The organism is Actinophytocola algeriensis, assembly GCF_014203735.1.
Lineage (GTDB): Bacteria > Actinomycetota > Actinomycetes > Mycobacteriales > Pseudonocardiaceae > Actinophytocola > Actinophytocola algeriensis.
On the sequence record NZ_JACHJQ010000013.1, the window covers coordinates 59,230 to 82,463 of the forward strand.

At 71.1% G+C, this 23,234-nt stretch carries 20 protein-coding genes and 1 pseudogene; 11 read left to right on the plus strand and 10 right to left on the minus strand.

What is annotated here, in order from left to right:
- Positions 1-44: 44 nt before the first annotated feature.
- From FHR82_RS42515 to FHR82_RS42530, 4 genes are read right to left on the minus strand one after another with little or no spacing between them, the layout of a single operon-like run.
- Complete coding sequence (locus FHR82_RS42515) at positions 45-2,507, minus strand: glycoside hydrolase family 172 protein (RefSeq protein ID WP_184816378.1); 2,463 nt, start codon at positions 2,505-2,507, stop codon at positions 45-47.
- The gene (locus FHR82_RS42520; RefSeq protein ID WP_184816379.1) at positions 2,507-3,511 is read right to left on the minus strand and encodes a substrate-binding domain-containing protein; all 1,005 of its coding nucleotides are present in this window, start codon (positions 3,509-3,511) and stop codon (positions 2,507-2,509) included. Before FHR82_RS42520 ends, FHR82_RS42515 begins: the two co-directional genes overlap by 1 nt.
- 55 nt (positions 3,512-3,566) lie before the next feature.
- Positions 3,567-4,616, minus strand: coding sequence for an ABC transporter permease (locus FHR82_RS42525; RefSeq protein WP_184816380.1), 1,050 nt, complete (start codon positions 4,614-4,616; stop codon positions 3,567-3,569).
- Positions 4,613-6,178 carry a sugar ABC transporter ATP-binding protein gene (locus tag FHR82_RS42530; RefSeq protein WP_184816381.1) on the minus strand — a complete coding sequence of 522 codons (1,566 nt, stop codon included), beginning with the start codon at positions 6,176-6,178 and terminating at the stop codon, positions 4,613-4,615. The genes FHR82_RS42525 and FHR82_RS42530 overlap by 4 nt, the downstream gene beginning before the upstream one ends.
- Before the next feature lie 219 nt (positions 6,179-6,397).
- Between FHR82_RS42530 and FHR82_RS42535 the strand changes: the two genes are divergently transcribed.
- The 3 genes from FHR82_RS42535 to FHR82_RS42545 all read left to right on the plus strand — a co-directional run bounded on the left by FHR82_RS42535 (position 6,398) and on the right by FHR82_RS42545 (position 7,997).
- Positions 6,398-6,973: a DNA-binding protein gene (locus tag FHR82_RS42535; RefSeq protein ID WP_184816382.1), complete on the plus strand. Its 576-nt coding sequence runs from the start codon at positions 6,398-6,400 to the stop codon at positions 6,971-6,973.
- Between the two features lies 1 nt (position 6,974).
- Positions 6,975-7,628, plus strand: a complete 654-nt coding sequence (locus FHR82_RS42540) for an RES family NAD+ phosphorylase (protein ID WP_184816383.1) — start codon at positions 6,975-6,977, stop codon at positions 7,626-7,628.
- A gap of 135 nt (positions 7,629-7,763) precedes the next feature.
- Positions 7,764-7,997 (plus strand): hypothetical protein, encoded by a 234-nt coding sequence (locus FHR82_RS42545; protein ID WP_184816384.1) that lies wholly within the window; start codon positions 7,764-7,766, stop codon positions 7,995-7,997.
- 4 nt (positions 7,998-8,001) lie between these two features.
- Here the strand turns inward: FHR82_RS42545 and FHR82_RS42550 are convergent, their stop codons facing one another.
- On the minus strand, positions 8,002-9,183 hold the full coding sequence (locus tag FHR82_RS42550) for a TerC family protein (protein WP_184816385.1): 1,182 nt from the start codon (positions 9,181-9,183) through the stop codon (positions 8,002-8,004).
- Between the two features lie 262 nt (positions 9,184-9,445).
- Between FHR82_RS42550 and FHR82_RS42555 the strand changes: the two genes are divergently transcribed.
- The 4 genes from FHR82_RS42555 (at position 9,446) to FHR82_RS42570 (ending at position 14,287) form a co-directional block, all read left to right on the plus strand.
- Complete coding sequence (locus tag FHR82_RS42555; protein WP_311771554.1) at positions 9,446-12,469, plus strand: alpha/beta fold hydrolase; 3,024 nt, start codon at positions 9,446-9,448, stop codon at positions 12,467-12,469.
- Positions 12,466-13,395, plus strand: a complete 930-nt coding sequence (locus tag FHR82_RS42560) for an ABC transporter permease (RefSeq protein ID WP_184816386.1) — start codon at positions 12,466-12,468, stop codon at positions 13,393-13,395. The genes FHR82_RS42555 and FHR82_RS42560 overlap by 4 nt, the downstream gene beginning before the upstream one ends.
- Before the next feature lie 12 nt (positions 13,396-13,407).
- A complete protein-coding gene (locus FHR82_RS42565) occupies positions 13,408-13,845 on the plus strand; it encodes a hypothetical protein (RefSeq protein ID WP_184816387.1) in 438 nt (145 codons plus the stop codon).
- Between the two features lie 61 nt (positions 13,846-13,906).
- A complete protein-coding gene (locus FHR82_RS42570; protein ID WP_184816388.1) occupies positions 13,907-14,287 on the plus strand; it encodes a VOC family protein in 381 nt (126 codons plus the stop codon).
- 85 nt (positions 14,288-14,372) lie between these two features.
- On the opposite strand, the gene FHR82_RS42575 is transcribed toward FHR82_RS42570, so the two are convergent.
- Together FHR82_RS42575 and FHR82_RS42580 are read right to left on the minus strand one after the other, a co-directional pair.
- Complete coding sequence (locus tag FHR82_RS42575) at positions 14,373-16,307, minus strand: vWA domain-containing protein (protein WP_184816389.1); 1,935 nt, start codon at positions 16,305-16,307, stop codon at positions 14,373-14,375.
- Positions 16,308-16,329: 22 nt separating this feature from the next.
- Entirely contained in the window at positions 16,330-17,745 is a 1,416-nt protein-coding gene (locus FHR82_RS42580; RefSeq protein WP_184816390.1) for a sigma 54-interacting transcriptional regulator, read from the minus strand.
- A gap of 217 nt (positions 17,746-17,962) precedes the next feature.
- On the opposite strand from FHR82_RS42580, the gene FHR82_RS42585 reads away from it, so the two are divergent.
- Positions 17,963-19,132, plus strand: coding sequence for a phosphotransferase (locus FHR82_RS42585; RefSeq protein ID WP_184816391.1), 1,170 nt, complete (start codon positions 17,963-17,965; stop codon positions 19,130-19,132).
- 7 nt (positions 19,133-19,139) lie between these two features.
- On the opposite strand, the gene FHR82_RS45450 is transcribed toward FHR82_RS42585, so the two are convergent.
- Together FHR82_RS45450 and FHR82_RS48210 are read right to left on the minus strand one after the other, a co-directional pair.
- The gene (locus FHR82_RS45450; RefSeq protein ID WP_221464990.1) at positions 19,140-19,787 is read right to left on the minus strand and encodes a low temperature requirement protein A; all 648 of its coding nucleotides are present in this window, start codon (positions 19,785-19,787) and stop codon (positions 19,140-19,142) included.
- Positions 19,788-19,848: 61 nt separating this feature from the next.
- Positions 19,849-20,277, minus strand: a pseudogene (locus tag FHR82_RS48210) (low temperature requirement protein A); the annotation flags it as partial.
- Positions 20,278-20,391: 114 nt separating this feature from the next.
- Here FHR82_RS48210 and FHR82_RS42595 point away from each other — a divergent pair.
- The 3 genes from FHR82_RS42595 to FHR82_RS42605 all read left to right on the plus strand — a co-directional run bounded on the left by FHR82_RS42595 (position 20,392) and on the right by FHR82_RS42605 (position 22,572).
- Entirely contained in the window at positions 20,392-20,925 is a 534-nt protein-coding gene (locus FHR82_RS42595) for a YcxB family protein (protein WP_184816392.1), read from the plus strand.
- A 61-nt stretch (positions 20,926-20,986) separates the two neighbouring features.
- Complete coding sequence (locus FHR82_RS42600; RefSeq protein ID WP_184816393.1) at positions 20,987-21,784, plus strand: Rv1486c family protein; 798 nt, start codon at positions 20,987-20,989, stop codon at positions 21,782-21,784.
- Between the two features lie 224 nt (positions 21,785-22,008).
- On the plus strand, positions 22,009-22,572 hold the full coding sequence (locus FHR82_RS42605; protein WP_225944126.1) for a hypothetical protein: 564 nt from the start codon (positions 22,009-22,011) through the stop codon (positions 22,570-22,572).
- A 113-nt stretch (positions 22,573-22,685) separates the two neighbouring features.
- Here the strand turns inward: FHR82_RS42605 and FHR82_RS42610 are convergent, their stop codons facing one another.
- Positions 22,686-23,222, minus strand: a complete 537-nt coding sequence (locus FHR82_RS42610) for an RICIN domain-containing protein (protein WP_184816395.1) — start codon at positions 23,220-23,222, stop codon at positions 22,686-22,688.
- Positions 23,223-23,234 lie beyond the last annotated feature (12 nt).

The following is a 23,234-nucleotide window of genomic DNA, read 5'->3' on the forward strand; positions in this document are numbered from 1 at the left end:
GGACTACGGCGAAGGCGTCCCGTTCGGTAGTCCCCCGGCTCCGGTCAGCCGCGGGACAGGGCCCGGTAGGTGGCCGCCGACCAGGCAGGGCCGCCGTCGACCGGCCTGATGGTCACCGTCACCTTCGTCCTGCCCCCGGTCGCCGACGCGGGCAGCTCGAAGCTGTCCTCCAGCCACCGCGAGCGCGTGTTGCCGAGTGGCTGCAGCCACTCGCCCACCCGCTTTCCGTTCACCAGCACGACCGCGCGCTGGTACGCCACGTTCTGGTCCCCCAGCCGCAGCAACCGGACGCCCCTGTTGTCCCGTGCCACCTCGACCGTGAACGACACCTCTCCCGTCGCCGCCGTGACGTCGCGCGTTACGGGCGTGGTGTCACCTCTGCCCTCAAAGGTCGACGTGAGCGTCCCCCGGGTCTCCCCCTCGGCCCGGTACGCGTGCGACGCGCGGCTTTCCTCCGAGGTGGCGTCGACGACGTCCGTTTCGGACAACGATTTCTCGGCCGTGCCGTACCAGTACGCGGTCGAGCTGTAGTCCGCCGGTTCGTTGTCCACCGGGCCGTGTTCGATGTTGAAGCTCAGGGACTCGCCGAACGAGACCGCGTCGCCGACCATGAGCCGGTACGCGCCCGTGCAGTCGTACCGGCAGCCGTCGCCGTCCAGTTCGTACGCCGGGTTGCCCGCCTCCGGCATGACGTAGGTGGTGCCGTCCCGGAAGTACCAGCCGGACTCGTAGAAGTCCTCGCTGCCGGTGCCGTACAGCGTCGGGCTCGCCGCGCCGTCCACGTACACGGTCTCGTCGCCCTCGAGGTAGTTCCTGCGGTTGCCGGACGGGATGTTGCCGCGCATCGAGTGCGTCACCCCGTAGAACACCCCGGTGCCCTCGGCCTCCAGGAAGTTCCACGACTGCTCCGGCACGGTGGCGCCGCGCCGGTGGGTCGCGTTGAAGTAGCCGAGCCGTCCCGACGACAGCCCGCCCGCGACCGCCCGGTCCGGCGCCGAGGTCACCTCGACCACCGCGCCCGTGATCGGCACACCGCTGCCGTTGACCAGCTCGAACGACGCCGAGCGGCCGTAGGGCATCGGCCACCACGCGGTGTACCAGCCGTCGGCCGTCGCGTCGATCGACGAGAACAGCGTGCGGGTGTCGTACTCGCCGAGGCCGGAGCCGAAGAACTCGCCGACCGGCGCGTCCACCGTGGTCGTGCCGTCGAACGTGGCCCGCAGCCGCGCGCCCTCCAGCACCGCGTCGGAGGCGGTCACCCGCGCGGGGTCGGCCTGCAGGCGGTACACCCGCGAGCCCTCCCAGCTCTGGTTGCGGATCGTGTACCCGTGTGCCTTCTCCTCGCCGTCATGACCGGGGCCGAGGTCCAGCACGTCGGTGCGGGTCCACGAGTCGCCGAGGCGGGAGTGCACGTCGTAGCGGAACTCGTTGACGTCCAACGCGGACGACACGTACTCGACGCCGATCTTCAGCGACGAGCGGCCCTTCGTCACCGACGCCGGGATGTCGACCACCTGGTCGAGCCACTGCCCGCCGCGCACCGGTCCACTGTCGACGGTGCCGACCGCCTTGCCGTCCACCACGATCCGCGCGACCTGGTTCGCGATCACCGGGTCCACGCGCCGCGTCAACCGCACGCCGTCGTTGTTCTTGTCCACCGCCACGGTGAACGCGCTGCTGCCGCCGGCACCGAACGCGCGGCCGTCGTTGCCGACCCTCGGGCTCGCCACCACCTGCGGCAGCCGCACCCGCACCTGCGACACCCAGCCGGCGCCGGACAGCGACGCGAGCGACGCGGTCGCACCCGGGGCGAGGTCACCGGAGAACCGCTTCACCGAGGCGTCCCGCAGCGCGGGCTTCGGGTCGCGGACACCGAAGGCCCGCATCCGGTGCACCACGTCCTGCGCCGCGTCGCGCGGGTCGAACGTGCGGACGCCCTGGGAGTCGGTGAACTCGCGGTAGGTCACGTGGTAGAAGAACGGGTCCTTCTGGACGGTGACCCGCATCGACTCGCGGTAGGGCATCGGCACCTTGACCACCGAGCCGCCCGCGGTGTCGTCACCGTTGCCGACCAGCGGCCACACGAACGGCGCGCCTGCCTTGCCGTCGACCAGTTCCTGCAACAGCTCGTCGACCACGACGCGGCCGTCCAGCTCGACCTTGATCCGTCCGTTGTGGACCATCGAGCCGTAGTCGCGGGTGAACCACATCGAGTCGATCTCGCCCGCGCCCCGGCGTTCGGCGATCACGCAGCCGTCGTCGGAGTGGCGCAGGCAGGAGTAGGTGTTGTTGAAGCCGTCGTCGTTGCCGCCCGCGCGGTCGTAGCTGGAGAACTGCCGCACCTGGCTGTCCGGCCGCAGCTGGGCGGCGGCCGTGAGGTCGCGGTAGGTCTGCCAGCCGACGGGTCCGGTGCCGGTCTCCTCGGCGGCCGGGGCGGCTGGCGCGGTCGGCGCCGTCACGAAGGCGGCGGCGCCGAGCACGGCCGCGAGCACGATCCTGCCGCGCATCAGCTGTTGGCCTCGTTGTAGACGGTGGCCGCGTTGTCGATGGTGATCAGCTCGGTCTCGAGGGTCTGCTCCTTCGGCACGTCCTGGCAGTCGACGAGCAGCTTCTTGGCCGTGTCGACGGCTTCCGCGCCACCGGTCGGGTAGATCAGCGTGGCCGACAGGCGACCCTGCTCGACCGCCTTCAGGCCACCGGACGGGATGGGCAGGCCGTCGATGCCGATGAACTTCAGGTTCTTCTCGATGCCCGCGGCCTTCGCGGCGAGGTACGCGCCCTCGGCCATCGGGTCGTTGTGCGCGTACAGGACCTGGATGTCCGGGTGCGCCTTGAACAACGCGTCCGCCTGCGACTGGCCCTTCTCCCGCAGCCAGTCACCGTCGACGCTCTGGACGATCTCGATGTCCTTGCCCTCGATGCCCTCGCGGAACCCGTCGCCGCGCTCCTTGGCCGGGGTCGAGCCCGCCAGGCCGCGGATCTCACCGATCTTGCCGCCGTTCGGGAGCAGCGTCGTCGCCACGTACTCGCCGGCCGTGCGGCCGATCTCGACGTTGTCCGCGCCGATCCAGGTGGTGTACGCGTCACCGTCGACCTTGCGGTCCAGCACGATCACCGGGATGCCCTTGTTGTACGCCTTGGCCACCACCGCCGTCAGCGGCGTCGCCTCGTTCGGGCTGATGATCAGCAGGTCGATCTGCTTGGTGAGGAAGTTCTCCACATCGGACACCTGCTTGGCGTTGTCCTGCTGCGCGTCCGCGAACTCCACGCTGAACTGCGGCACCGACTCGGCCGCGGCCTTGATGTCGTCGTCCATCCGCTGCCGGTACGGCTCGGCGACGTTGGCCTGGCTCATGCCGATCGTGTACTTGCCGTCAGGACCGCCACACTCGCTCTCCTGCGCGCCCCCACCGCCCTGACCACTGTTCTCGCTGGTCGTTCCACATGAGACGGACAGACTGAGCGCGGTGGCCGCGGTGAGCACGGCGGCCACGGCACGACGACGGGCCATGTCGGATCCTCTTTCCTGGTTTGACAGACGTGTGGCAGAAGATGTGGCTGTGCGGTCAGACGGTCGGCCGCAGGCGCTGCAGCCCGGCGGCGACGACGATGACGAGCCCCTTGACGAGCAGCTGGACGTTCGGGTCCACGCCGTGGAGACCGAGGAAGTTGTTGAGCACACCGAGGAGCAGCGCGCCGGCGACCGTGCCGACGACCGAGCCCCGGCCACCCATCAGGCTCGTGCCGCCGATGACGACGGCCGCGATCGCGTCCAGCTCGTAGCCGAACCCGTCGTTGGGGCTGCCCTGGTTGAGCTGGCCGGCGTGCACGATGCCCGCCAGCGCCGCCAGGAACCCGCAGATGCAGAACACGATGACCTTCACGCGGGTCACCGGCACCCCGGAGAGCCGCGCGGCCTTCTCGTTGCCGCCGATCGCGTACACGTGGCGGGCGAAGGCACTGGTGCGCAGGAACACGATCGCGACGACGGCGACGACCGCGAAGATCAGCGCGGGGATCGGCACGATCCCGTTGAACGTGCGCTCCCCCAGCAGGGAGAACGTCACCGGCGCCTCGCCTGGCCCGTCGCCGTACGCGATGGCGACGCCCTGCCCGCCCGACCAGATGCGGGCGAGACCTCTGGCTATCTGCATGCCGGCGAGCGTCACGATGAACGCCTGTATGCCGAACAACGCGGACGCCATCCCTTGCAGGAAGCCGAAGAACAGCCCGATCGCCAGCACGATGACGACGGTGGCGACGACCCCGAAGTCGTCGTTCACCATCAGCACCGCCGACCCGACCGCGGCGAGACCGAGCACCGCGCCGACGGACAGGTCGATGCCGCCGACGAGGATCACGAACGTCATGCCGACGGCCATGATCCCGATCTCGGACATCGCGCGGACGACGTTGGCGAGGTTGTCCGCGTTGAGGAACAGCAGCTCGCCGTTGTGCCGCGGCGAGAACACCACGGCTACGACGAACACCGCGACCAGGCCGAACAGGCTCTGGAAGCGGAACAGCGCGTTCACGAACTCCCGGCGCTGTTTCCTCTGCTGTGGCGGCGGTTCCGGCTCGGCACCGGCCTGCTTGGTCGTCACCTCGCTGGTCATGCGTTCTCTCCTCCTTCAACCGCCAAAGCCGCGGAACCCTCACCCATCGACGCGGCCAGCAGGTCGGCCTCACCCGCCTGCCGCGTGTCCAGCTCACGCACGCTGCGCCCGCCGGACAGCACCACCACCCGGTCGCACACTCCGACCAGCTCGGCCAGCTCCGACGACGCGAGCAGCACGCCGATCCCCTGCTGCGCCGCCTCGCCGAGCAGCTGGTAGATCTCCGCCTTCGCACCGACGTCCACGCCGCGGGTCGGCTCGTCGAGCAGCAGCAGGACCGGTTCGGTCAGCAGCATCCGGCCGAAGACGACCTTCTGCTGGTTGCCGCCGGACAGCGTGCCGACCGCGTCACCGATCGAGCCGAGCTTCACCTTCAGCTCGGCGGTGATCCGCCGCACGGCACCGGTTTCCCTGGCCCTCGGCACGAACCCGGCCGTGGCGATGCGATCCACAATGGACAGCACGGTGTTCGCGGCGACCGAGTGTTCCAGCGACAGCCCCGCGATCCGCCGGTCCTCCGGCACGAGCGCCATGCCCGCGCGCAGCGACTGCCGGGCGCCGCGCGGGTGGAAAGGCCTGCCGCGGAACAGGATCTCGCCCCGCAACGTCCCGGCCGAGCCCGCGCCGTAGAGGGTCTCGAGCAGCTCGGTGCGCCCGGAGCCGAGCAGCCCGCCGACGCCGACGATCTCGCCCCGCCGGACGGCCAGGCTGATGCCGTCGGGTTCCCGCCGCCCGGACCGCTCGCGCCGCGGGGTGAGCGCGAGGCCGGTGACGCGCAGGACCTCCTCCCCCGGATCGACGTCGCGCGTGCGGAACATGGCCTGCACGGGCCGTCCGACCATGGCCTCGGCCGCGGCCTCCGCGGTCATGTCCCGCGTGTCGAACCCGGCGACCACGGAACCGTTGCGCAGCACGGTCGCCCGGTCGGCGATGCGGCCGATCTCGTCCATGCGGTGGGAGATGTAGACGATCCCGACCCCGGCCCTGCGCAGCTCGGAGATCACCGTGAACATCTGCTCGACCTCGACCGGCGAGAGCGCGGAGGTCGGCTCGTCCATGATCAGGACCTTCGCGTCGAGGGACAGCGCCTTCGCGATCGTCACCAGCTGCTGCTCGCCGGTGCGCAGCTCGCCGACCGGTCTGCGCGGGTCGAGCGCGACGCCGCAGCGCTCCAGCAGCCCCCTGGTCACCTGGTTCGTGCGGCGTCGGTCGACCGTGCGCAGCCGGGTCCGGAGCTCACGGCCGAGGAAGATGTTCTCCGCCACCGTGAGACCGGGCACGAGGTCCAGCTCCTGGTGGATCATGGCGACGCCCGCGCGCTGCGCGTCGGCAGGCGCGGCGAACCGCACCGGAGCACCGCCGATCGAGACCGTGCCGTCGTAGTCGGTGACGTCGCCGGACAGGATCTTCATGAGCGTCGACTTGCCCGCGCCGTTCTCGCCGAGCAGCGCGTGCACCTCACCGGCCCGCACCGTGAGGTCGATGTCGCGGCAGGCGCGCACACCGCCGTACGACTTGCTGATGCCGATCATCTCGACCAGCGGGTTGACAGCGTTGTCCATGCTCCCTCGTCGCCAGTCGTCAGCGTCTGGGAAATCGATTACCCGAGACGCTAGGGGCGGTGCGGGACGGTGTCAAGGGTGCGAACGAGGATGGCGCGGAGCCGCCGACCGGCAGGGCCCCGAGTCACGAAGGGGTCCTTCATCACACCGCTCCACACGAAGGGGTCCTTCGTCACGCGGGTGCGCACGTTCGCGCACGAGCGTGCTAGCCTGAATCGCATGTCCGCGCTACGAACCGCACTGGCCCGCGCCGGGCTTCGGGTCGAGGCGGACGAGTTTCTCGCACTGGTCGAGGACGCCGCCAAGCGGCTCTCCCCTGTCGACCCGCGCCCGGCCGACTACTTCACCACCGACCAGCGCACCGCGCTCACGGCGGTGGGGTTCGACCTCGCGCCACAGCGGCAGGGCGAACGGGACGTGCGGGCGCGGACGGTCGCGCTGCAGGCGGTCCTGCGCGACACGGCGCTGACGGTGGCGGGCGCGGCCGAACGGATCGGCGTCGACGCCAGCCGGATCCGGCACCGGCTCGCGGCGGGCCAGCTGGTCGGCTGGAAGGACCGCGGCGGCTGGCGGCTGCCGGTGTGGCAGTTCACCGACGACGACGTGCTGCCCGGGCTCGGGACCGTGCTCGCCGAGGTGCCCGCCGACCAGCCCGCGCTGGTGGTGGCCGCGTTCATGACCACACCGCAGACCGCGCTCGGCGACCCGCCCGTGACGCCGAGGGACTGGCTGCTGGCGGGCGGCATGCCCGAGAAGGTCGCGCGGCTCATGTCGGTACTGGGGACGCCTGCCTGACGTGTCCCGACTCCCCCTGCCCCCTTCGCCTTCCGTGCTGCACGCGCGCCTGCGCCCGCACGAGGACGTCGTCGCGCTGCCGACCTCCACCCGCCTCGTGCGGGTGTTCGTCGCCGCGGGCGCACACCAGCAGCGGTGGAACACCTTCCGCCACACCGGCCCGCTGCCGCACGCCAGGTTCGACCCGCAGCCGCCGCCACCGAACGGTGGTGTGGTCACCGCGCCCAAGCACGGCGTCCTGTACTTCGGGCTGTCCGTGCGGACGTCCATCGCCGAGGTGTTCCAGGCGTCGTCCATCGTGGACAGATCGACGCGGCGGCCGCACCTGGCCGTGTTCGCGCCGGTCCGCCCGCTGAAGCTCCTCGACCTCTGCGGGCTGTGGCCGACCAGGGCCGGGGCGTCGCAGGAGATCTCCAGCGGACCCAAGGACATCACGCAGGCGTGGGCGCGGACGATCCGCGACGCGTTCCCCGGCCTCGACGGGCTCTGGTACCGCTCGTCGATGGACTCCGGCGACCCGGCCGTGTGCCTGTGGGATCCGCCTGCTGGCGACGCGCTGCCCCTCACGCCGGAAGTGCTGCTGCCGCTCGACTACCCGGGCCTCGACCTGCCGCTGGCCCGCATCTGCGACTCGCTGAACTACGTCCTCAACTGAGGGCCTCCCCCGGCGCCGGGTAGGGGTTCCCCACTTCGGATTCTGGGGGTTTCCCCGGTGTCGGGAAGAGCTCGGGAACTTATCGTAAGGAACGAGCCGGCTCGTGAATCACATCACACGAACAAGGAGGTCGTGATGAACGAGCCAACCCGGTGCACGAGACCCGTCGACATGCCGAACCGCCCGCGTGTGTGGCTGGTCGGCCGGATCGGGACCACCCCCGACCCGATCGACCTGCCCGCCGTCCGGGACACCTGGTTGCGCACCTGGTTCCCCGGTGCCGACGGGATCTACCACACCGCGGACGGTCGGCACCACGCCACCTGGGCCGAGCTGCACGCTCGGTGCGACCTCGTCGAGGTGGCGTGATCGGTCACCTGCCCGTTCGGTCGGCGGCGGTGTCACCGGCCTCGAGCGGCGACCGGTCGGTCTCCGTGCTCTCTTCGTCGTCGGTCCCGGTGACGGCGTCGGTCCCGGTGACGGCGTCGGTCCCGGTGACGGCGTCGGTCCCGGTGACGGCGTCGGTCCCGGTGACGGCGTCGGTCCCGGTGACGGCGGCCTCGGCCGGCGCCCCGTTCTTCTTCTCGTCCCTGCGGGTCTTCATGAGGCTGGCGACCGCGGTGATGACCAGGACGCCGATGATCACCGACAGGGACAGCGGGATGCCGATGGTCGGCACGTTGAGGTGCTCGCCGCCGTTGAGGAACGGCAGCGTGTTCGTGTGGAGCGCCTCGAGGACCATCTTCACGCCGATGAAGCCCAGGATGACCGCGAGCCCGATCGACAGGTAGACCAGGCGCCGCAGCAGGCCGCCGAGCAGGAAGTACAGCTGCCGCAGACCCATCAGCGCGAACGCGTTGGCCGCGAAGACCAGGAACGGCTCCTTGGTGAGACCGAAGATCGCGGGGATCGAGTCCACCGCGAACATGATGTCCGCCGAGCCGATCGCGATCATCACGATGAACATCGGCGTCGCGAAGCGCTTGCCGTCGATCTTCGTGAAGACGTGGCCGTGGTGGTAGTCGTCGGTGACGGGGAAGAGCTTGCGGGCCCACTTCGTGACCCGGTTCTCCTCGTAGTCCTCGTCGTCGTCGCCGCCGATACCGGAGCCCGACAGCTTGATCGCGGTGTAGATGAGGAACGCGCCGAACACGTAGAACACCCAGCTGAACTGGGAGATCGCGGCCGCGCCGACGGCGATGAAGATGCTGCGGAAGACCAGCGCCAGCAGGATGCCGACCAGGAGGACCTTGTGCTGGTGGATCTGCGGCACCTTGAACGCCGACATGATCACCAGGAAGATGAACAGGTTGTCCACCGAGAGGGAGTACTCGGTGATGTACCCGGCGAAGTACTCACCGGCGTAGGTGCCACCCGAGAACATCCAGATACCGATGCCGAACAGCACCGCGCAGGCGACGTAGAAGGTGACCCAGCGCCCCGCCTCACCGACGCCGACCTCGTGTGGCTTGCGGTCGACGATCACCAGGTCGATCGCAAGTAGCACTAGGAGGCCGCCGATGGTGGCGAGCCAGATCCACGCGGGAACATTCATCCAATGAACCTCCGGTTCAACGGTTCTTACCGACAACCGGAGGTCTCTTCCGCAGGTCAGCGCCTGCCGGGGACGCCGGGACTCGAGGTCCGTGTTGACGACGCCGCCGCGAAGGAATACTCCCCTCCAACACATCCATTGTGGTGGTCATATCCGGAACACACCAGTCAGATCAGGTTGTCGAACATCACATTCGGGCGATGCGGACCAATCGGTCAGGGGCTCTCAGCCACTCTCAGGAAACGTCCAATACGTTTTGAGCGTGCCCCGTATCCCACGTCTTCAACCACGCTGGCTCGCCGCCGGGCTGGTCGCCGTCCTCGCCGCCGCCGGTGGCCTGGTCTGGCTGAACAGCGGCGACGACCCGGCCGAGGTCAAGACCCGTGAGCTGACGCTCGCCGGCGCCCAGGGGCCCGGCGACGCGGCCCCGGTGCGCCTCGACGCCACCCTGTACCTGCCCGAGGTGACCCCGGCGCCCGCGGTCATCGTGGCGCACGGGTTCGGCGGCTCGAAGCAGAGCGTGGACGGCGACGCCCGTGAGCTGGCGCAACGCGGGTTCGTCGCGCTGGCCTACTCGGCCCGTGGCTTCGGGCGCAGCGAGGGGCAGATCTCGCTGAACTCGCGGCAGCACGAGGTCGCGGACGCGTCGAAGCTCGTCGACTGGCTCGGCGAGCAGGCCGAGGTCACCCAGGACGGTGACGACGACCCGAAGGTGGGCGTGACCGGCGGCTCGTACGGCGGTTCGCTGTCGCTGCTGCTCGCGGGCACCGACAAGCGGGTCGACGCGCTCGCGCCGTCGATCACCTACAACGACCTGAGCCAGGCGCTGCTGCCCAACTCGGCCACGACCGACGACACGGTCCCCGGCACGCCTGCGGCCAACGCGTACGCGGCGGACGGTGTGTTCAAGCGCTCCTGGGCCGGCATCTTCTTCGCCTCCGGTGCGGGCGGCGGCGGGCTCGCCGACCCGACCGTGGACGCGGTGGAGGAAGGCGACGAGGACGACGACATCGACGTGCCGGCAGGCAACACGGGCACCGGCGGCACGGATTCGGGCGGCGAATCCGGCGGCACCGACAGTGGTACCGACAACGGCGCGGGCAGTGACACGGGCAGTGGCACCGACAGCGACACGGGCGGCGACACGGGCAGTGACTCCGGCGCGGCGAACAGTGCCACGGCCGGTGCCGGCGCTGGTCAGCCGGGTGGCGGACCCAGCCAGCCCGGGCAGGAGGCCGGGAACCCGTGCGGGAAGTTCCGGCCCGAGTTCTGCGCGGCCTACGCCGAGGTGGCCACCACCGGCCGGGCCAGTCAGCAGACCGTCGACCTGCTGCAGTCCGTCTCCCCGATGCAGGTCACCAAGAACATCACGCAGCCGACGATGCTGGTGCAGGGCGAGCAGGACACCCTGTTCGGCCTCGACCAGGCCGACGCCAACGCCCGGCAGATCGCCGAGGCGGGCGGCAAGGTGAAGGTCGTCTGGTACACCGGCGGGCACGACGGCGGACGGCCCGGTCCCGAGCTGCGCGGCCAGATCGCCGACTGGTTCGACTTCCACCTCCGCGGCCAGGGCAGCGACCCCGGCGAGGGCCTGTCGTACGCGGTGCAGGGCGCGCTGCGGGTGCAGGGCGCGCCGTCGGTGCGGACCGTCAGCACCGGCACCTACCCCGGCCTGAACGGCGCCGACGCCACCGAGCGCAGGAGCGTCCCGGTCTTCGGGCCGGAACAGACGATCGTCAACCCACCCGGCGGCAACCCGGCGTCGATCAGCAGCCTGCCCGGGCTCGGGTCGATCATCGGCAGCTCGTCGCGGCTGGTCGGCCGGGTGTCCATCGACCTGCCCGGGCAGGCAGCGCAGTTCCAGAGCCGCCCGCTGCAGTCGCAGCTGCTGATCGCGGGTGCGAGCACCGTCCGGCTGCGGGTCGCCGCGGTCCCGGGTGCCGCGCCGCCCGCGACCGAGGGCGCGGTGCTGTTCGCGAAGCTGTACGACGTTAGCGCGGACGGCACCCGGATCCTGCCGGGCTCCGCGGTGTCGCCGTTCCGGATCCCGGCGCTGCCCGCGGACGGCTCGCCGGTCGAGGTGACCGTGACGCTGCCGGGCATCGTCCGGCCCATCGAGACCGACCGGAGCATCGCGCTGGTGGTCAGCACCACCGACCAGGCGTACGCCCCCGCCACGCAGGCGGCGGCGTACCGGGTCGCCGTCGCCGAGGGCGCGGCCGTCGAGGCGCCGGTCGTGTCCGGCACGCGCACCGGCAACGGGCTGCCCTCGGGGCCGCTGATCGGCATCGCGATCGTGCTCGGGCTGGTCGTGCTCGCGGCGATCTGGGGTGCCTTCCGCAGGCGCCGGGCGACCGACCTGGATCCCGGACTCGTGGACGTGCCGCTGGTGATCGAGGGGCTGTCGAAGCGGTACCCGGGCGGCGTGACCGCGGTGGACGACCTGTCGTTCCGCGTCGAGGCCGGCCAGGTACTGGGGCTTCTCGGCCCGAACGGCGCAGGCAAGACGACGTCGCTGCGGATGCTGATGGGCCTGATCCAGCCCTCCGGCGGCACCATCCGCGTGTTCGGGCACAAGATCTACTCCGGTGCGCCGGTGCTGTCGCGGATCGGCTCGTTCGTCGAGGGCGCCGGGTTCCTGCCGCACCTGTCCGGGCAGGCGAACCTGGAGCTGTACTGGGCGGCCACCGGCAGGCCGCCGGACAAGGCGCACGTCGAGGAGGCACTGGAGATCGCGGGTCTCGGCAAGGCGGTGCACCGGCGGGTGCGGACCTACAGCCAGGGCATGCGGCAACGGCTCGCGATCGCGCAGGCCATGCTCGGTCTCCCGGACCTGCTGGTGCTCGACGAGCCGACCAACGGGCTCGACCCGCCACAGATCCACCAGATGCGCGCCGTGCTGCGCCGGTACGCCTCGACCGGGCGGACCGTCGTGGTCTCCTCGCACCTGTTGGCCGAGGTGGAGCAGACCTGCGACCACGTGGTGGTCATGCACCAGGGCAGGCTCGTCGCGTCGGGCAAGGTCGAGGAGATCGTCGGCGGCAGCGGTGAGGCGACCTTCCGGGTGGACCGCCCGGAGGACGCCGCCGAGGTGCTGCGCGCGGTGGACGGAGTGGAGGGCGTCGAGGTGGAGGGCAACCAGGTCCACGCGGACCTCGACGGCCTCCCCCGCGCCGAGGCGCTGGCCAAGCTGGTCGGCGCGGGTGTCGCGGTGGAACAGGCAGGACCGCGGCGCAGGCTCGAGGACGCGTTCCTGCAGCTGGTCGGAGAGGAGACGTCCCGGTGACCGGAACGAACGGGGTACACACCGACGAGGCGGCCATCGAGCAGCTGGCCGACGCGGCGGCGCAGGAAGATCAGGGCGTGCAGCCAGACGGCTCGGTCACGGGCTACCGCGCGGGCCGGACGCTGCGGCTGCGGGTCGAGCTGGTCCGCCAGCTGCGGCGCCGCCGCGTGCAGCTCATGCTCGGGTTCCTGGTGCTGCTGCCGTGGATCCTGTGGGCGGCGTTCGAGTTCGGCACGGACGCGCGGGACAACCGGTCCGGCGGGTTCGTCGACCTGGCGACCTCGTCGGCACCGAACTTCGTGGTGTTCGTGCTGTTCGCGGTGTCGAGCTTCCTGCTGCCGATGATCGTGGCGCTGTTCTTCGGCGACACGATCGCGTCCGAGGCGTCGTGGTCGAGCCTGAAGTACCTGCTGGCGATGCCGGTCCCCCGGCACCGGCTGATGCGGCAGAAGGCGATCGCGTCGGGGCTGTTGTCGTTCTTCGCGATCGCGCTGCTGCCCGCGGTGGCACTGCTCGTCGGCGTGATCTTCTACGGCGCGGGCGAGGCCGTCAGCCCCACCGGTGACGCGATCCCGTTCTCCGACTCGATGATGGCGCTGCTGTTCACGGTGCTGTACCTGGCGGTGCACCTGCTGTGGGTGGCCGGGCTGGCGCTGTTCCTGACGGTGTCGACGGACGCGCCGCTCGGCGCGGTCGGCGGCACGGTGCTGGTGGCGATCCTGTCGTCGATCCTGGACCAGATCACGGCGCTCGAGGGGCTGCGGAACTACCTGCCGACGCACTACGCGTTCGCGTGGTCGGACCTGATCTCGACGGACATCGACTGGTCGAACATGGCGGCGGGCGCGTTCTCCGCGGTGGCGTACGGCGCGTTCTTCGGCCTGCTCGCGGCTCGTCGTTTCCGCACGAAGGACATCACGTCGTGACATGATCGCGGCATGATCTCGCAGGCCTGCCTGCGCTGTGGGGAACGCCAGGAGCTGGTCGTGGATCTCGACCTGCGCGGCGTTCCCCACGGCTTCGCGGGGCACGACACCGTGTACGACTGGGACATCGTGCTGTCGTGCACCGGCTGCGAGTTCGGTGAGCTGCGCGTGTACTCCCACGACTGCTGGGCTCCTCGGTGGGACGAGGAGTGGGACATGGAGTGGTCGGGCCAGCTCGACGCGGCCACGCTCGACCTGCTCCGGCGGTCGCTTTCGGCGTGCCAGGACCGCTCGGACCCGAAGTGCGGGTGCGCGGCGCACGTGTCGTTGCGGAAGACCAGCGCCTACACGCACAAGCTGCGCATCGACCCCAACGTCACGCCAGAAGGGGAGCGCCCCTTCGCGAAGGTGACACTGAGCGACGACGGCCTGCCCACGTTCGCCTACTGATTGCTTCGCCGGTCCGCCGGGTAGTTCACTGGCACGTCCGAGAAGCCGCAGGAGGCGCGCCATGGCCCGACCCGTGCACTTCGAGATCCACGCGACCGACCCCGTACAGGCGAAGGTCTTCTACGAGACCGTGTTCGGCTGGCGCATCGAGCAGTGGGGCACGAACCCGTACTGGACGGTCAACACCGGCGAGGGCCCGGGCATCAACGGCGGGCTGCTGCCCCGCAAGGGCCCACGTCCCGCCGCCGACACCCCGGTCGGCGCCTTCGTGATCACGGTCGAGGTCACCGACCTGGCCGAGACCGTCGCCGCCGTCATCGCCGCGGGCGGCGCGATCGCCCTCGACAAGCAACCCGTACCGAACGTCGGCTGGCTCGCCTACGTCGCCGACATGGACGGCAACCTGTTCGGCATCCTGGAACCCGACACGTCGGCGTCCTAGCGGTTCGCCCTGTTGAGCCCTGCTTTGTCGCTGCGGCGGCTTTCCCTGTCGAGAGTTGTGCTCCGACGAGGCGCACCCCCGAGCATCAGCGCCCTCGGCGGCCGCGCAGGTAGTCGCCGACCACGGCGGCACCAAGGCCGTCCAGATCGGGGGCCACGACTCGCCCGCCGCTGCGGCGGGCGATCAGGTCGACGAACTGTGCCAGCCGAGGGTCGTCGCCCAGCATGAAGACCGTCACCGACGCCCCGAGTTTGGCCAGCGCGTCGACCTCCGCGACCGTCTTGCGCAGAGTCCTCGGCTCCGGTGGGTAGGCGAACTCCGCCTCCCCGTCGGGTTCCAGGTGTGCGGTCGGCTCGCCGTCGGTCACCACCAGCACCACCGGCTGGGCGTCGGAGTGCTTGCGCAGGTGCTGCCCGGCCAGCAGCAGCGCGTGGTGCAGGTTGGTCCCCTGCTCCCACACCCCCTCCAGGCCGACCAGCTCCGGCAGCTCCACCGACCGCGCGTGCCGCCCGAACGTGATGAGCTGCAACGCGTCCGTGCGGAACCGCGTCGAGATCAGCTGGTGCAGCGCGAGCGCGGTGCGCTTCATCGGCACCCACCGCCCGTCCTGCACCATCGACCACGACGTGTCCACGCACAGGGCGACCGCCGCCCGGGTCCGCTGCTCGGTCTCGGTGACCTCCACGTCGACGACGTCCAGCGACACCGGACCACCCGCCGAGCGCAGCACCGCGTTGCGCACCGTCCGCGACACGTCCCACGGTGCGGTGTCGCCGAACTCCCACGGCCGGGTCGCGCCGGTCGGCTCACCGACCGCGCCGGACAACGCGGAGTCCCGCTCGCCGGTGCGCCGGGCCGTGGCCAGCACGTCCTTCAGCGCCGTCTGCCCGAGGCGCCGCAACGCCTTGGGAGACAGGCGAAGCGAGCCGTCCGGCGCGCGTTCCAGCAGGCCCTGGTCACGCAGCTGCTGCTCCAGCTCGGCGAGCCTGCGGGCGTCGACCCGGGCCTCGTCACCCAGCTGGCGCTCCAGCGCCTCCAGGTCGATGTCCTCCAGCCGCGCACCCGGGTACGACTGCGACAGCTGCTCCGCCAGCGCGTCCAGCTCGGCGAGGTCGGCCATCGCCTGCGCGCCCTCGCCCATGCCGAGCGGCTGGTTGCCGCGGAACCGTGCCGAACCGGTCCAGTCCTCACCGGGCCGCAGCGCACGCAGGTTGGCGTCGAGCGTCGACACCTGTTCGAGCAGTCGGGGATCGCCGAACGCCGAGGCCATCAGGTCCGACAGCTCGGCCCGCTGCTGGTCGGACATCGAGTTCATCATCCGCTGCGCGGCCGCGGCACGGGCCGCCAGCGCGTCGACCAGTTCCTCGGTGTTGCGCGGGTTCTCCGGGAAGAACTCGCCGTGCCGGCGCATGAACTCCTGGAACTGCGCCGTCGTGTCGTCGCCGCGCAGGTGTGCCAGCAGCAGGTCGTTCAGATCCGCCATCATCGCGCGGATCCGCTCGGTGTCCTCCTGGCTCATGCCTTCCAGGGCCTGCTTCATGCCCTGGAACCGCGACTCCATCAGTTCCTGGCCGAGCAGGTTCCTGATCTGCTCGTACTTCTCGCGTGCCTCGTCGGACCGCCAGTCGTACTCGGACAGCTCCCGGATGGCCGCGGCCGTACCGGACGGCAACGCGTCGAGCTGCGCCTCCCGGAACCGGGCGTCGTCGTCCGGGTCGGGGAACAGCGCGGTCTTCTCCGCGCTCACCGCCTCGTCGAGCAGCTGCCGCACCTGCTGCAGCGTCCCGTCGAGGTTGTGGCGGCGCTGGATCTGCGACCGCTTCTCCCACAGCCGCCGCGTCAGCTCGTCCAGGCCCGCGTTCTGCCTGGTGCCGCGGCGGAGCAGCTCCTCGAGCGCGGACCGGGGCGACCGGCCGTCCATGACGTCCCGCCCGATCGCGTCGAGCGCGTCCCGCAGGTCGACCGGCGGCGCGAGCGGGTCGGGCCCGTCGTAGTACTGGCCGTAGGTGAAACGGGTCACGCCGCCCCCTCGCAAGCTCCGCTCACGGCCCGTACACCGTGGTGCCGTCGTTGCTGTCGGAGTCCTTCGCGAGCTTGCGCCGCAGGTACAGCGACTCGAGCGCCAGCTCGATGGCCGCCGCGATCCGGCCCGGGTTGTCCTTGGGTGACACGTTCAGCCGGGACGCGACCTCGTGCAGCACCGGCAGCTCGGGCAGCGCCGCGAGCACCTCGCCGCCCGGCACCCGCTCACCGGTGGCGACCAGGTGGCCGTCGACCACCGCGTCCACGAGCGGTCGCAGGTCCAGGCCGGCGAACCGGTCCTTGGCGGTCTCGGCGACCGCGCGGCGCAGCAGGTGCGTCAGGTGCTCGGTCTCGCGGCCCTCCTCACCGGACTCGAACTCGAGCTTGCCGCGCAGCACGGCGGGCACCGACTCGAGGTCGATCGGCCGCGCCACGGCCGGGTGCTCGTCGATCAGCGCGGACCGGCGCAGCGCGGCGGCCGCGACGGTCTCGGCGGCCGCCACGGCGAACCGGGCGGACACGCCGGAGCGCTGGTCGATGGCGGTGGACTCGCGCAGGTTGCGCACGAACCGGGCCAGCACCTCGAGCAGCTCGTCGCCGACCTCGGCGACCAGGCTCGCCTCCTGCTTGATCACGTCCACCTCGGCGGCGACGGACAGCGGGTAGTGCGTGACCACCTCGGCACCGAAGCGGTCCTTCAACGGGGTGATGATCCGGCCGCGGTTGGTGTAGTCCTCGGGGTTGGAGGTGGCGACCAGCAGCACGTCGAGCGGCAGCCGCAGCGTGTAGCCGCGGACCTGGATGTCCCGCTCCTCCATGACGTTCAGCAGCGCGACCTGGATCCGCTCTGCCAGGTCCGGCAGCTCGTTGATCGCCACGATGCCACGGTGCGCCCTCGGCACGAGTCCGAAGTGGATGGTCTCCGGGTCGCCGAGCGTGCGACCCTGCGCGACCTTCACCGGGTCGACGTCACCGATCAGGTCACCCACGGACGTGTCCGGGGTGGCGAGCTTCTCCGCGTACCGCTCGGAGCGGTGGCGCCAGCCGACGGGCAGGTCGTCGCCCAGCTCGGCGGCGCGGCGGCGGGACTCGGGGGTGATCGGGTCGAGCGGGTGCTCGCCGAGCTCGGCGCCCTCGATCACGGGCGTCCACTCGTCGAGCAGGCCGACCATGGTGCGCAGCAGCCGGGTCTTGCCCTGGCCGCGCTCACCGAGCAGCACGACGTCGTGGCCCGCGATGAGCGCGCGCTCCAGCTGCGGCACGACGGTCTTGTCGAACCCGACGATGCCGGGCCACGGGTCGCGCCCCGCACGCAACGCGGCCAGCAGGTTGTCACGGATCTCGGTCTTCACACCGCGGGGCTCGTGCCCGGCGGCGCGCAGCTCTCCCGCGGTGCGGGGAAGGTTCTCGGGTGGGGTGGGAACGGCGCCTGTCACCGTTACGACGCTACGCACGTTCGGCCGATCAGTCGACGTGGAGTGACTCCAGGAGACCCTTGACGGCCGGTCACCGGCGGTTAGGCTCGCTTCCGGAGCGCGTCAGGGGATCGCGCCGCGACTCGCCGGAAGGCTCGAAGCCACCCCTCGCAAGAACAACGGACACCGAGTTCCGGGTGGCCCGTGCGAGTCCGGGTCCAGAGCGAGGTGCTTTCCCGTGAAGACACTCCCCGACAACCCCGACCTCGGTCACCTGAAGCAGCAGGCCAAGGATCTCCTGGCCGGTCTGCGTGACACCGACCCCGCGACCACACTGGCCACCGCGCAGAAAGCGCTCGCGACCCAGTACGGCTTCCGCACGTGGACCGATCTCAAGGCCGAAGTGGACCGCACCCGTGGCCGGGCCGCCGTCGCCGACCCCGCCCTCGCCCGCGCGATCGCCGACCGGTACGACCTCGGGGCGGTGACCGGCGAGATGCGGTCGCTGGCCCGGCCGGACGAGTCGGGCCGGGCGTGGTCGCTGGAGACCGACCGCGGCCGCTGGGTGGCTCGCACGATGGACACCTGGTGGCCGATCGTGGACGTCGAGGCCGAAGTGGCACTGCAACAGGCGGCCGCGGCCGCCGGCGTGCTGCTCCCCGCCCCGGTGCGGGACCGGGACGGCGGCATCGTGGCGACGGTGGCCGAGCACGAGTGGCGCGTGTGCGTGTGGGCGCACTCCGGACCGCCGATGGCCGCGCCGGCGAGCGCGGCCGTCACCAGGACGGTGGGCGGGATCCTGGCGACCATCCACGGGCTGGCACTGCGGGCCGACCGCGTGAGCCCGTGGCACGAGCTGCGTCTCTCACCGGTCAGCTGGGCCGACCTGGCGGCCAGGGCCGAGGCAGAGGGCGCGCGCTGGGCGCCCGCACTGACCGCCGTCGTACCGGTGCTCACCGAGCTGGACGCCGTCGGCGCGGGTGTCGCCGCCCCACCACCGGTGTTGTCGCACAACGCGATGGGCCCCGGACAGGTGCGGCGCGGGCCGGGCGGCGGCCTCGTCGTGACCGGGTGGGAGCACGCGGGCGGTCAGCCCCCGGCGTGGGAGCTGGCGAACATGCTCATGGACTGGACGGTCGACCCCGGCGGCGGGGTGAACATCGCAGGCGCCCGCGCGCTGGTCGACGGCTACCACGCCACCGCGGGCACGGTGCCCGCGCTCGACCTCGCCGCGTTCCGCGGTGCGGTCACGGGCCTCATGAACTACGTGACCGGGCAGGTCGAGTACGCCCTGGCCGCCACCGACGACGAGGACCGGCGGTACGCGGACCGCAGCGTGCGGCACCTGCTGTCACACCTGCCGACCCGCGCCGCCCTCGAACAGCTCCTCGTGGTCGCCCGCGCCTGACGGCCCGCTACTCGTGGTGCTCGTGGTCGCCGTGCCGGGCCTCGTCCCGCGCGGCACGGAACACGGTCGTCTCGACCGTGTTCAGCGTGATCAGCAGCGCGGCGAGCACCCCGAGCGCGGCCAGCGCCGGCAGGTTCGCGACCAGCGGCACGAGCGCGACGAGCACGACCGCGACCCCCAGCCGGTAGGTCTTGAACGACCGGTAGCAGCGCCACGCGAAACCCACGTGCGCGAGGAGGTAGAGCGCGGTGCCGCCGTACAGCGCCCAGAGCGGCGCCCCGTACAGCGGGTCCGACAGCGCGTGGTGCTCGCTGTCGCCCACATAGGTGAGCACCTTCTTCATGCCCAGCGCCAGCATCACGATGCCGACCATCATCGGCAGGTGCAGGTAGGTGAACGCGGTACGTGCCATGGCGACCCGCTGGTCGCCCTTCGCCGAGGGCAGCGCGTGTTCGCTGAGGATGGCGGCGGTGTCGAAGTAGGCCCACCACAGGCTCGCCGCCACCGCGAGCCCGAGCGTCGCGGCGACCACGACCGGCCAGGAGATCGCCAGGTGGGTGACCCCCACACCGATGGCGACGATCGACTCGCCGAGCGCGATGATCACCATCAGCCCGTGCCGCTCCGCGCAGAGGTTGAATGCTTCGCTCCGCAAGCTCCGCGAAGTGGCGGGCCGAGTTGAGCCGCCAGCCGCGCGCGCCGATGGCGAGCGTGCCGCCGTAGTCCGCGACCACGGCGGCGAGCCACAGCAGCAGCTGCGCGTCGCCGGAGGTGTCCGCGGCGAGCAGGAGCAGCACCGTGCCACCCACCATGGTCGGCGCGAACCGGCCGACCTGGCGACGCAGCACCGGGTCGTCCTTGCTGATCACCCAGAACAGGAGGACGTGCACCAGCCGCAGCACGAGGTAGGCGAAGGCGAACACGGTCGGGCCCCACAGCCCGCCGTCGATGTCGTCGAACGCCTCCGGGATGGCGAGCGCCAGCAGGAACATCGCCGCCATGGCGACGAGCATGGTCACCCGCGCGATGCCCTCGTCCGCCTTGACCAGGTTCGACACCCACGAGTAACCCACCCAGCACCACCAGACCACGAGGATCAGCAACGTGCCCTTCAGCAGGCCTCTGCCGGTCGGCTCCTCGGCCATGAGCGCGGTGATCTGGGTCAGTGCGAACACGAAACCAGGTCGAAGAACAGTTCCAGGGTCGTCGTGCTGCCGGACTCCCGTAGCCTTTCGACCCGTACCCGGGCTGGTTGTGCCATGCCGGACAGTCTGCCCATCGAACGGCTGACCAGGAAGGACGACACGAGGATGGCGCTCGAGCTGAAATGGGACCCCGCGCCATCGGACTGGAACGACGCGTTGCGCGCGATCTACCCGATCTACCGCTGGGCCCCGTGGTTCGCGATGGCGCTGGCCGCGCTGTCGGCGGTGCTGCTGTTCGCCGGCCAGCCGATCCCGGGCGGGTTCGGGCTGATCTGCGCGGCGATCATCGTGGCCTTGCCGGTCATGGGCGTGCGGACCCAGTTCCGCCGCAACCCGGTCGCGGCGGCGACCGTGACGGCGACCGTGGACTCCCAGTCGTTCCGGATGATGACCATCGACGGCACCGCGTACACGGACCTGCGGTGGCAGACCATCGACGGCTGGGTCGAGACCAAGCACAACTTCGTGCTGCGCACTGGCGAGTCGGCGCTCTTCCCGGTCCCCGGCCGCGCGTTCGGCACGCAGGAGGACCTGGACGGCTTCCGCGACATGCTCACGGAGCGGCTGGGCGAGCCGTCCCGACGTTAGGCTGGCGAGCACTGATCACCACCCCGCAGGCAACCGACCATCGTCGCGTAATCTTCTTGTCGTGTCATCCCCCAGCGCGACATTGGCGGTGTGGAGCTCGGCCTGGCTGAGTGGCGCGGCCGCCGCCGACGATGTGCTCGACGCCCTGCAGGACTGGGCCGAGTTCCATGAGGTGGTCGCCGCGGACGAGCGGCTCGCCTCCACCCTCGAGATCCCCGTCCGGGGCACCGCGGGCGGTTCTCCCGCCGCGATGCTCGCGGCGCTGCGCCGGTCCGGCGCCGTGACCGCCGAGCTCGTGATGCCGGTGCCCGGTGACGTGCGCGGCCTCGGCGGCGCGGGCCAGTTCGCGGCCCACGCGTTACGCGTCGGCGAGGCGGTGGTCCTGAACGGGCTCGGCGCCGTGCCGGAGAAGCTCGGCAAGAAGGTCGACACCGGCATCATCCGCTGGACGGTGTACGAGGTCGAGCGGTTGATGCCGACCCCGAACGTGCCGATCGGCGAGGCCGAGCACGAACTGACCGGCGCCATGCGCGTCGCGGCAGGCATGCTCATCGAGCTGGGCGTGGCCAAGCAGCGCGCCGGTGTCCGCGAGGAACTGCAGGCGCGCATCGCCGAGCGCACCGGCGCCAGCTGGCCGGCGGGCATGCCGCAGCGCGCGCTCCGGGTGCTGCAGCGCGCCGCGGAGGTGGCGGCGATCCTGGAGCTGGCGATGGAGGACGAGCCGGGCGGCGCGCTGTCCGCGTCGGCGGCCCACAAACGCGCCGAGGCCCTGCGCCCGCTGTTCCACGCCGTCCGCGTGGCCCGCTGCGCCGCGGTCGCCGAGGCGGTCCGCGCGCTCGACGTGTCCGACGCTCACTGACCGGGCCGCGTAAGGCCCGCGAACGCCGAGCCGAGCGAGGCCATGTTCACTGAGCGGGCCGCCGGCGTCTGGACCGACGAGCAGCGCAGGGAGCTCGGCCACGAGCGACCGAGCAGCGCAGGAGGGAAGACACCGGGTCAAGGCCCGCGAACGCCGAGCCGAGCGAGGCCATGTTGATTGAGCAACGCCTTCGTGATGGCATCAGGGACGGCACCATCACGGTGATGTTCCGCCGGTGGCGCCGCAGCCAGGTGACCGCCGGGAACACCTACCGGACCGCGGCCGGGCGCATCGTCGTCGACGAGGTCTCCACGGTGGCGCCGTCGCGCATCCGCAGCGCCGACGCCCGTGCCGCGGGTTACCCGTCCGTGGCCGCCGCGGTGGCGGATCTCCGTGGCACGCCCGGGGATCCGGTGTTCCTGTTGCGCCTGCACCTGGCCGAGGACGACGATCCCCGTGCCGCACTGGCCGCCACCGCCGAACTGTCCACTGAGGACCGTGCGGAGATCGCGCTGCGCCTGGAGCGGCTGGACCGCGCGAGCAACCACGGCCCGTGGACGGGGCAAACGCTTGCCATCATCGACCGCAGGCCCGGCGTCCGAGCGGGAGACCTCGCGGCGGAGCTGGGCCGCGAGATGCTCCCGTTCAAAGTGGACGTGCGCAAACTCAAGAACCTCGGCCTGACGCTCAGCCTGGAGGTCGGCTACCGCCTCTCCCCCCGCGGCGAGGCCTACCTGCGGCTCACGGGCACACCTGGCACGCCTTCCGCCACGTCACGTACTCGTTGACCGCGTACTGCACCGGGTGCTGAATCAGCTTGGCACCGTTCGTTCTGCACGGCCATGCACAACCCGCTGTTCGCGTTGACCAGCCGCCCCCACTCGGCGTTCTCCGGCAGCGCTTATGCGGGCACGAACGTCACGTACGAGTTGTACGCGTGCTGTGCTGGGTACTGGATCACGCTGGCGCCGTTCGCGGTGGACGCGCCTGACACGTTGACCACCTTCCCGCTGCGGGAGTTGGTCATCCAGTAGTAGCCGGCCGGCATGCTCGAGTCCCGCCTGAACTCCCACATCTCGGCGGTCCCGGTCCCGCACGGCTGCTGGACGATCGCGACACCGTTGCTCGTCCAGCCGTTCTTCACCGCGACGCACAGCAGCGTGTACTTGCGCCCGACCGTGCCCCAGCTCCTCAGGGGGTCGAGAGTCGCACCCTCGAACGTGAAGTAGAACTGCTGGGACGTCTTGCCGATGCAGGTCCACTGGGTCAGGTACAGACCGCTGGTCAACGCGTCGTTCGGCACGGACAGGCACTTCCCCGAGTGGAAGAACTTCACGTAGAAGTAGCCGCCTGGCGGGTTCGCCGCGGCGTGGCCGGCCGAGGTCAGCAGTCCGGCGAACGTGAGCAGGGTGACGAGCAGTGCTCGAAGTCTTCGCATACGCGGCAGTGT

Excerpts from the sequence above, each read along its gene's own strand:
- FHR82_RS42515 (WP_184816378.1), bottom strand. The coding sequence starts at position 2,507 with ATGCGCGGCAGGATCGTGCTCGCGGCCGTGCTCGGCGCCGCCGCCTTC.
- FHR82_RS42525 (WP_184816380.1), bottom strand. The coding sequence starts at position 4,616 with ATGACCAGCGAGGTGACGACCAAGCAGGCCGGTGCCGAGCCGGAACCG.
- FHR82_RS42520 (WP_184816379.1), bottom strand. The coding sequence starts at position 3,511 with ATGGCCCGTCGTCGTGCCGTGGCCGCCGTGCTCACCGCGGCCACCGCG.
- FHR82_RS42605 (WP_225944126.1), top strand. The coding sequence starts at position 22,009 with ATGTTCCGCCGGTGGCGCCGCAGCCAGGTGACCGCCGGGAACACCTAC.
- FHR82_RS42565 (WP_184816387.1), top strand. The coding sequence starts at position 13,408 with ATGATCTCGCAGGCCTGCCTGCGCTGTGGGGAACGCCAGGAGCTGGTC.
- FHR82_RS42545 (WP_184816384.1), top strand. The coding sequence starts at position 7,764 with ATGAACGAGCCAACCCGGTGCACGAGACCCGTCGACATGCCGAACCGC.
- FHR82_RS42610 (WP_184816395.1), bottom strand. The coding sequence starts at position 23,222 with ATGCGAAGACTTCGAGCACTGCTCGTCACCCTGCTCACGTTCGCCGGA.
- FHR82_RS42530 (WP_184816381.1), bottom strand. The coding sequence starts at position 6,178 with ATGGACAACGCTGTCAACCCGCTGGTCGAGATGATCGGCATCAGCAAG.
- FHR82_RS42550 (WP_184816385.1), bottom strand. The coding sequence starts at position 9,183 with ATGAATGTTCCCGCGTGGATCTGGCTCGCCACCATCGGCGGCCTCCTA.
- FHR82_RS42595 (WP_184816392.1), top strand. The coding sequence starts at position 20,392 with ATGCCGGACAGTCTGCCCATCGAACGGCTGACCAGGAAGGACGACACG.
- FHR82_RS42570 (WP_184816388.1), top strand. The coding sequence starts at position 13,907 with ATGGCCCGACCCGTGCACTTCGAGATCCACGCGACCGACCCCGTACAG.
- FHR82_RS42535 (WP_184816382.1), top strand. The coding sequence starts at position 6,398 with ATGTCCGCGCTACGAACCGCACTGGCCCGCGCCGGGCTTCGGGTCGAG.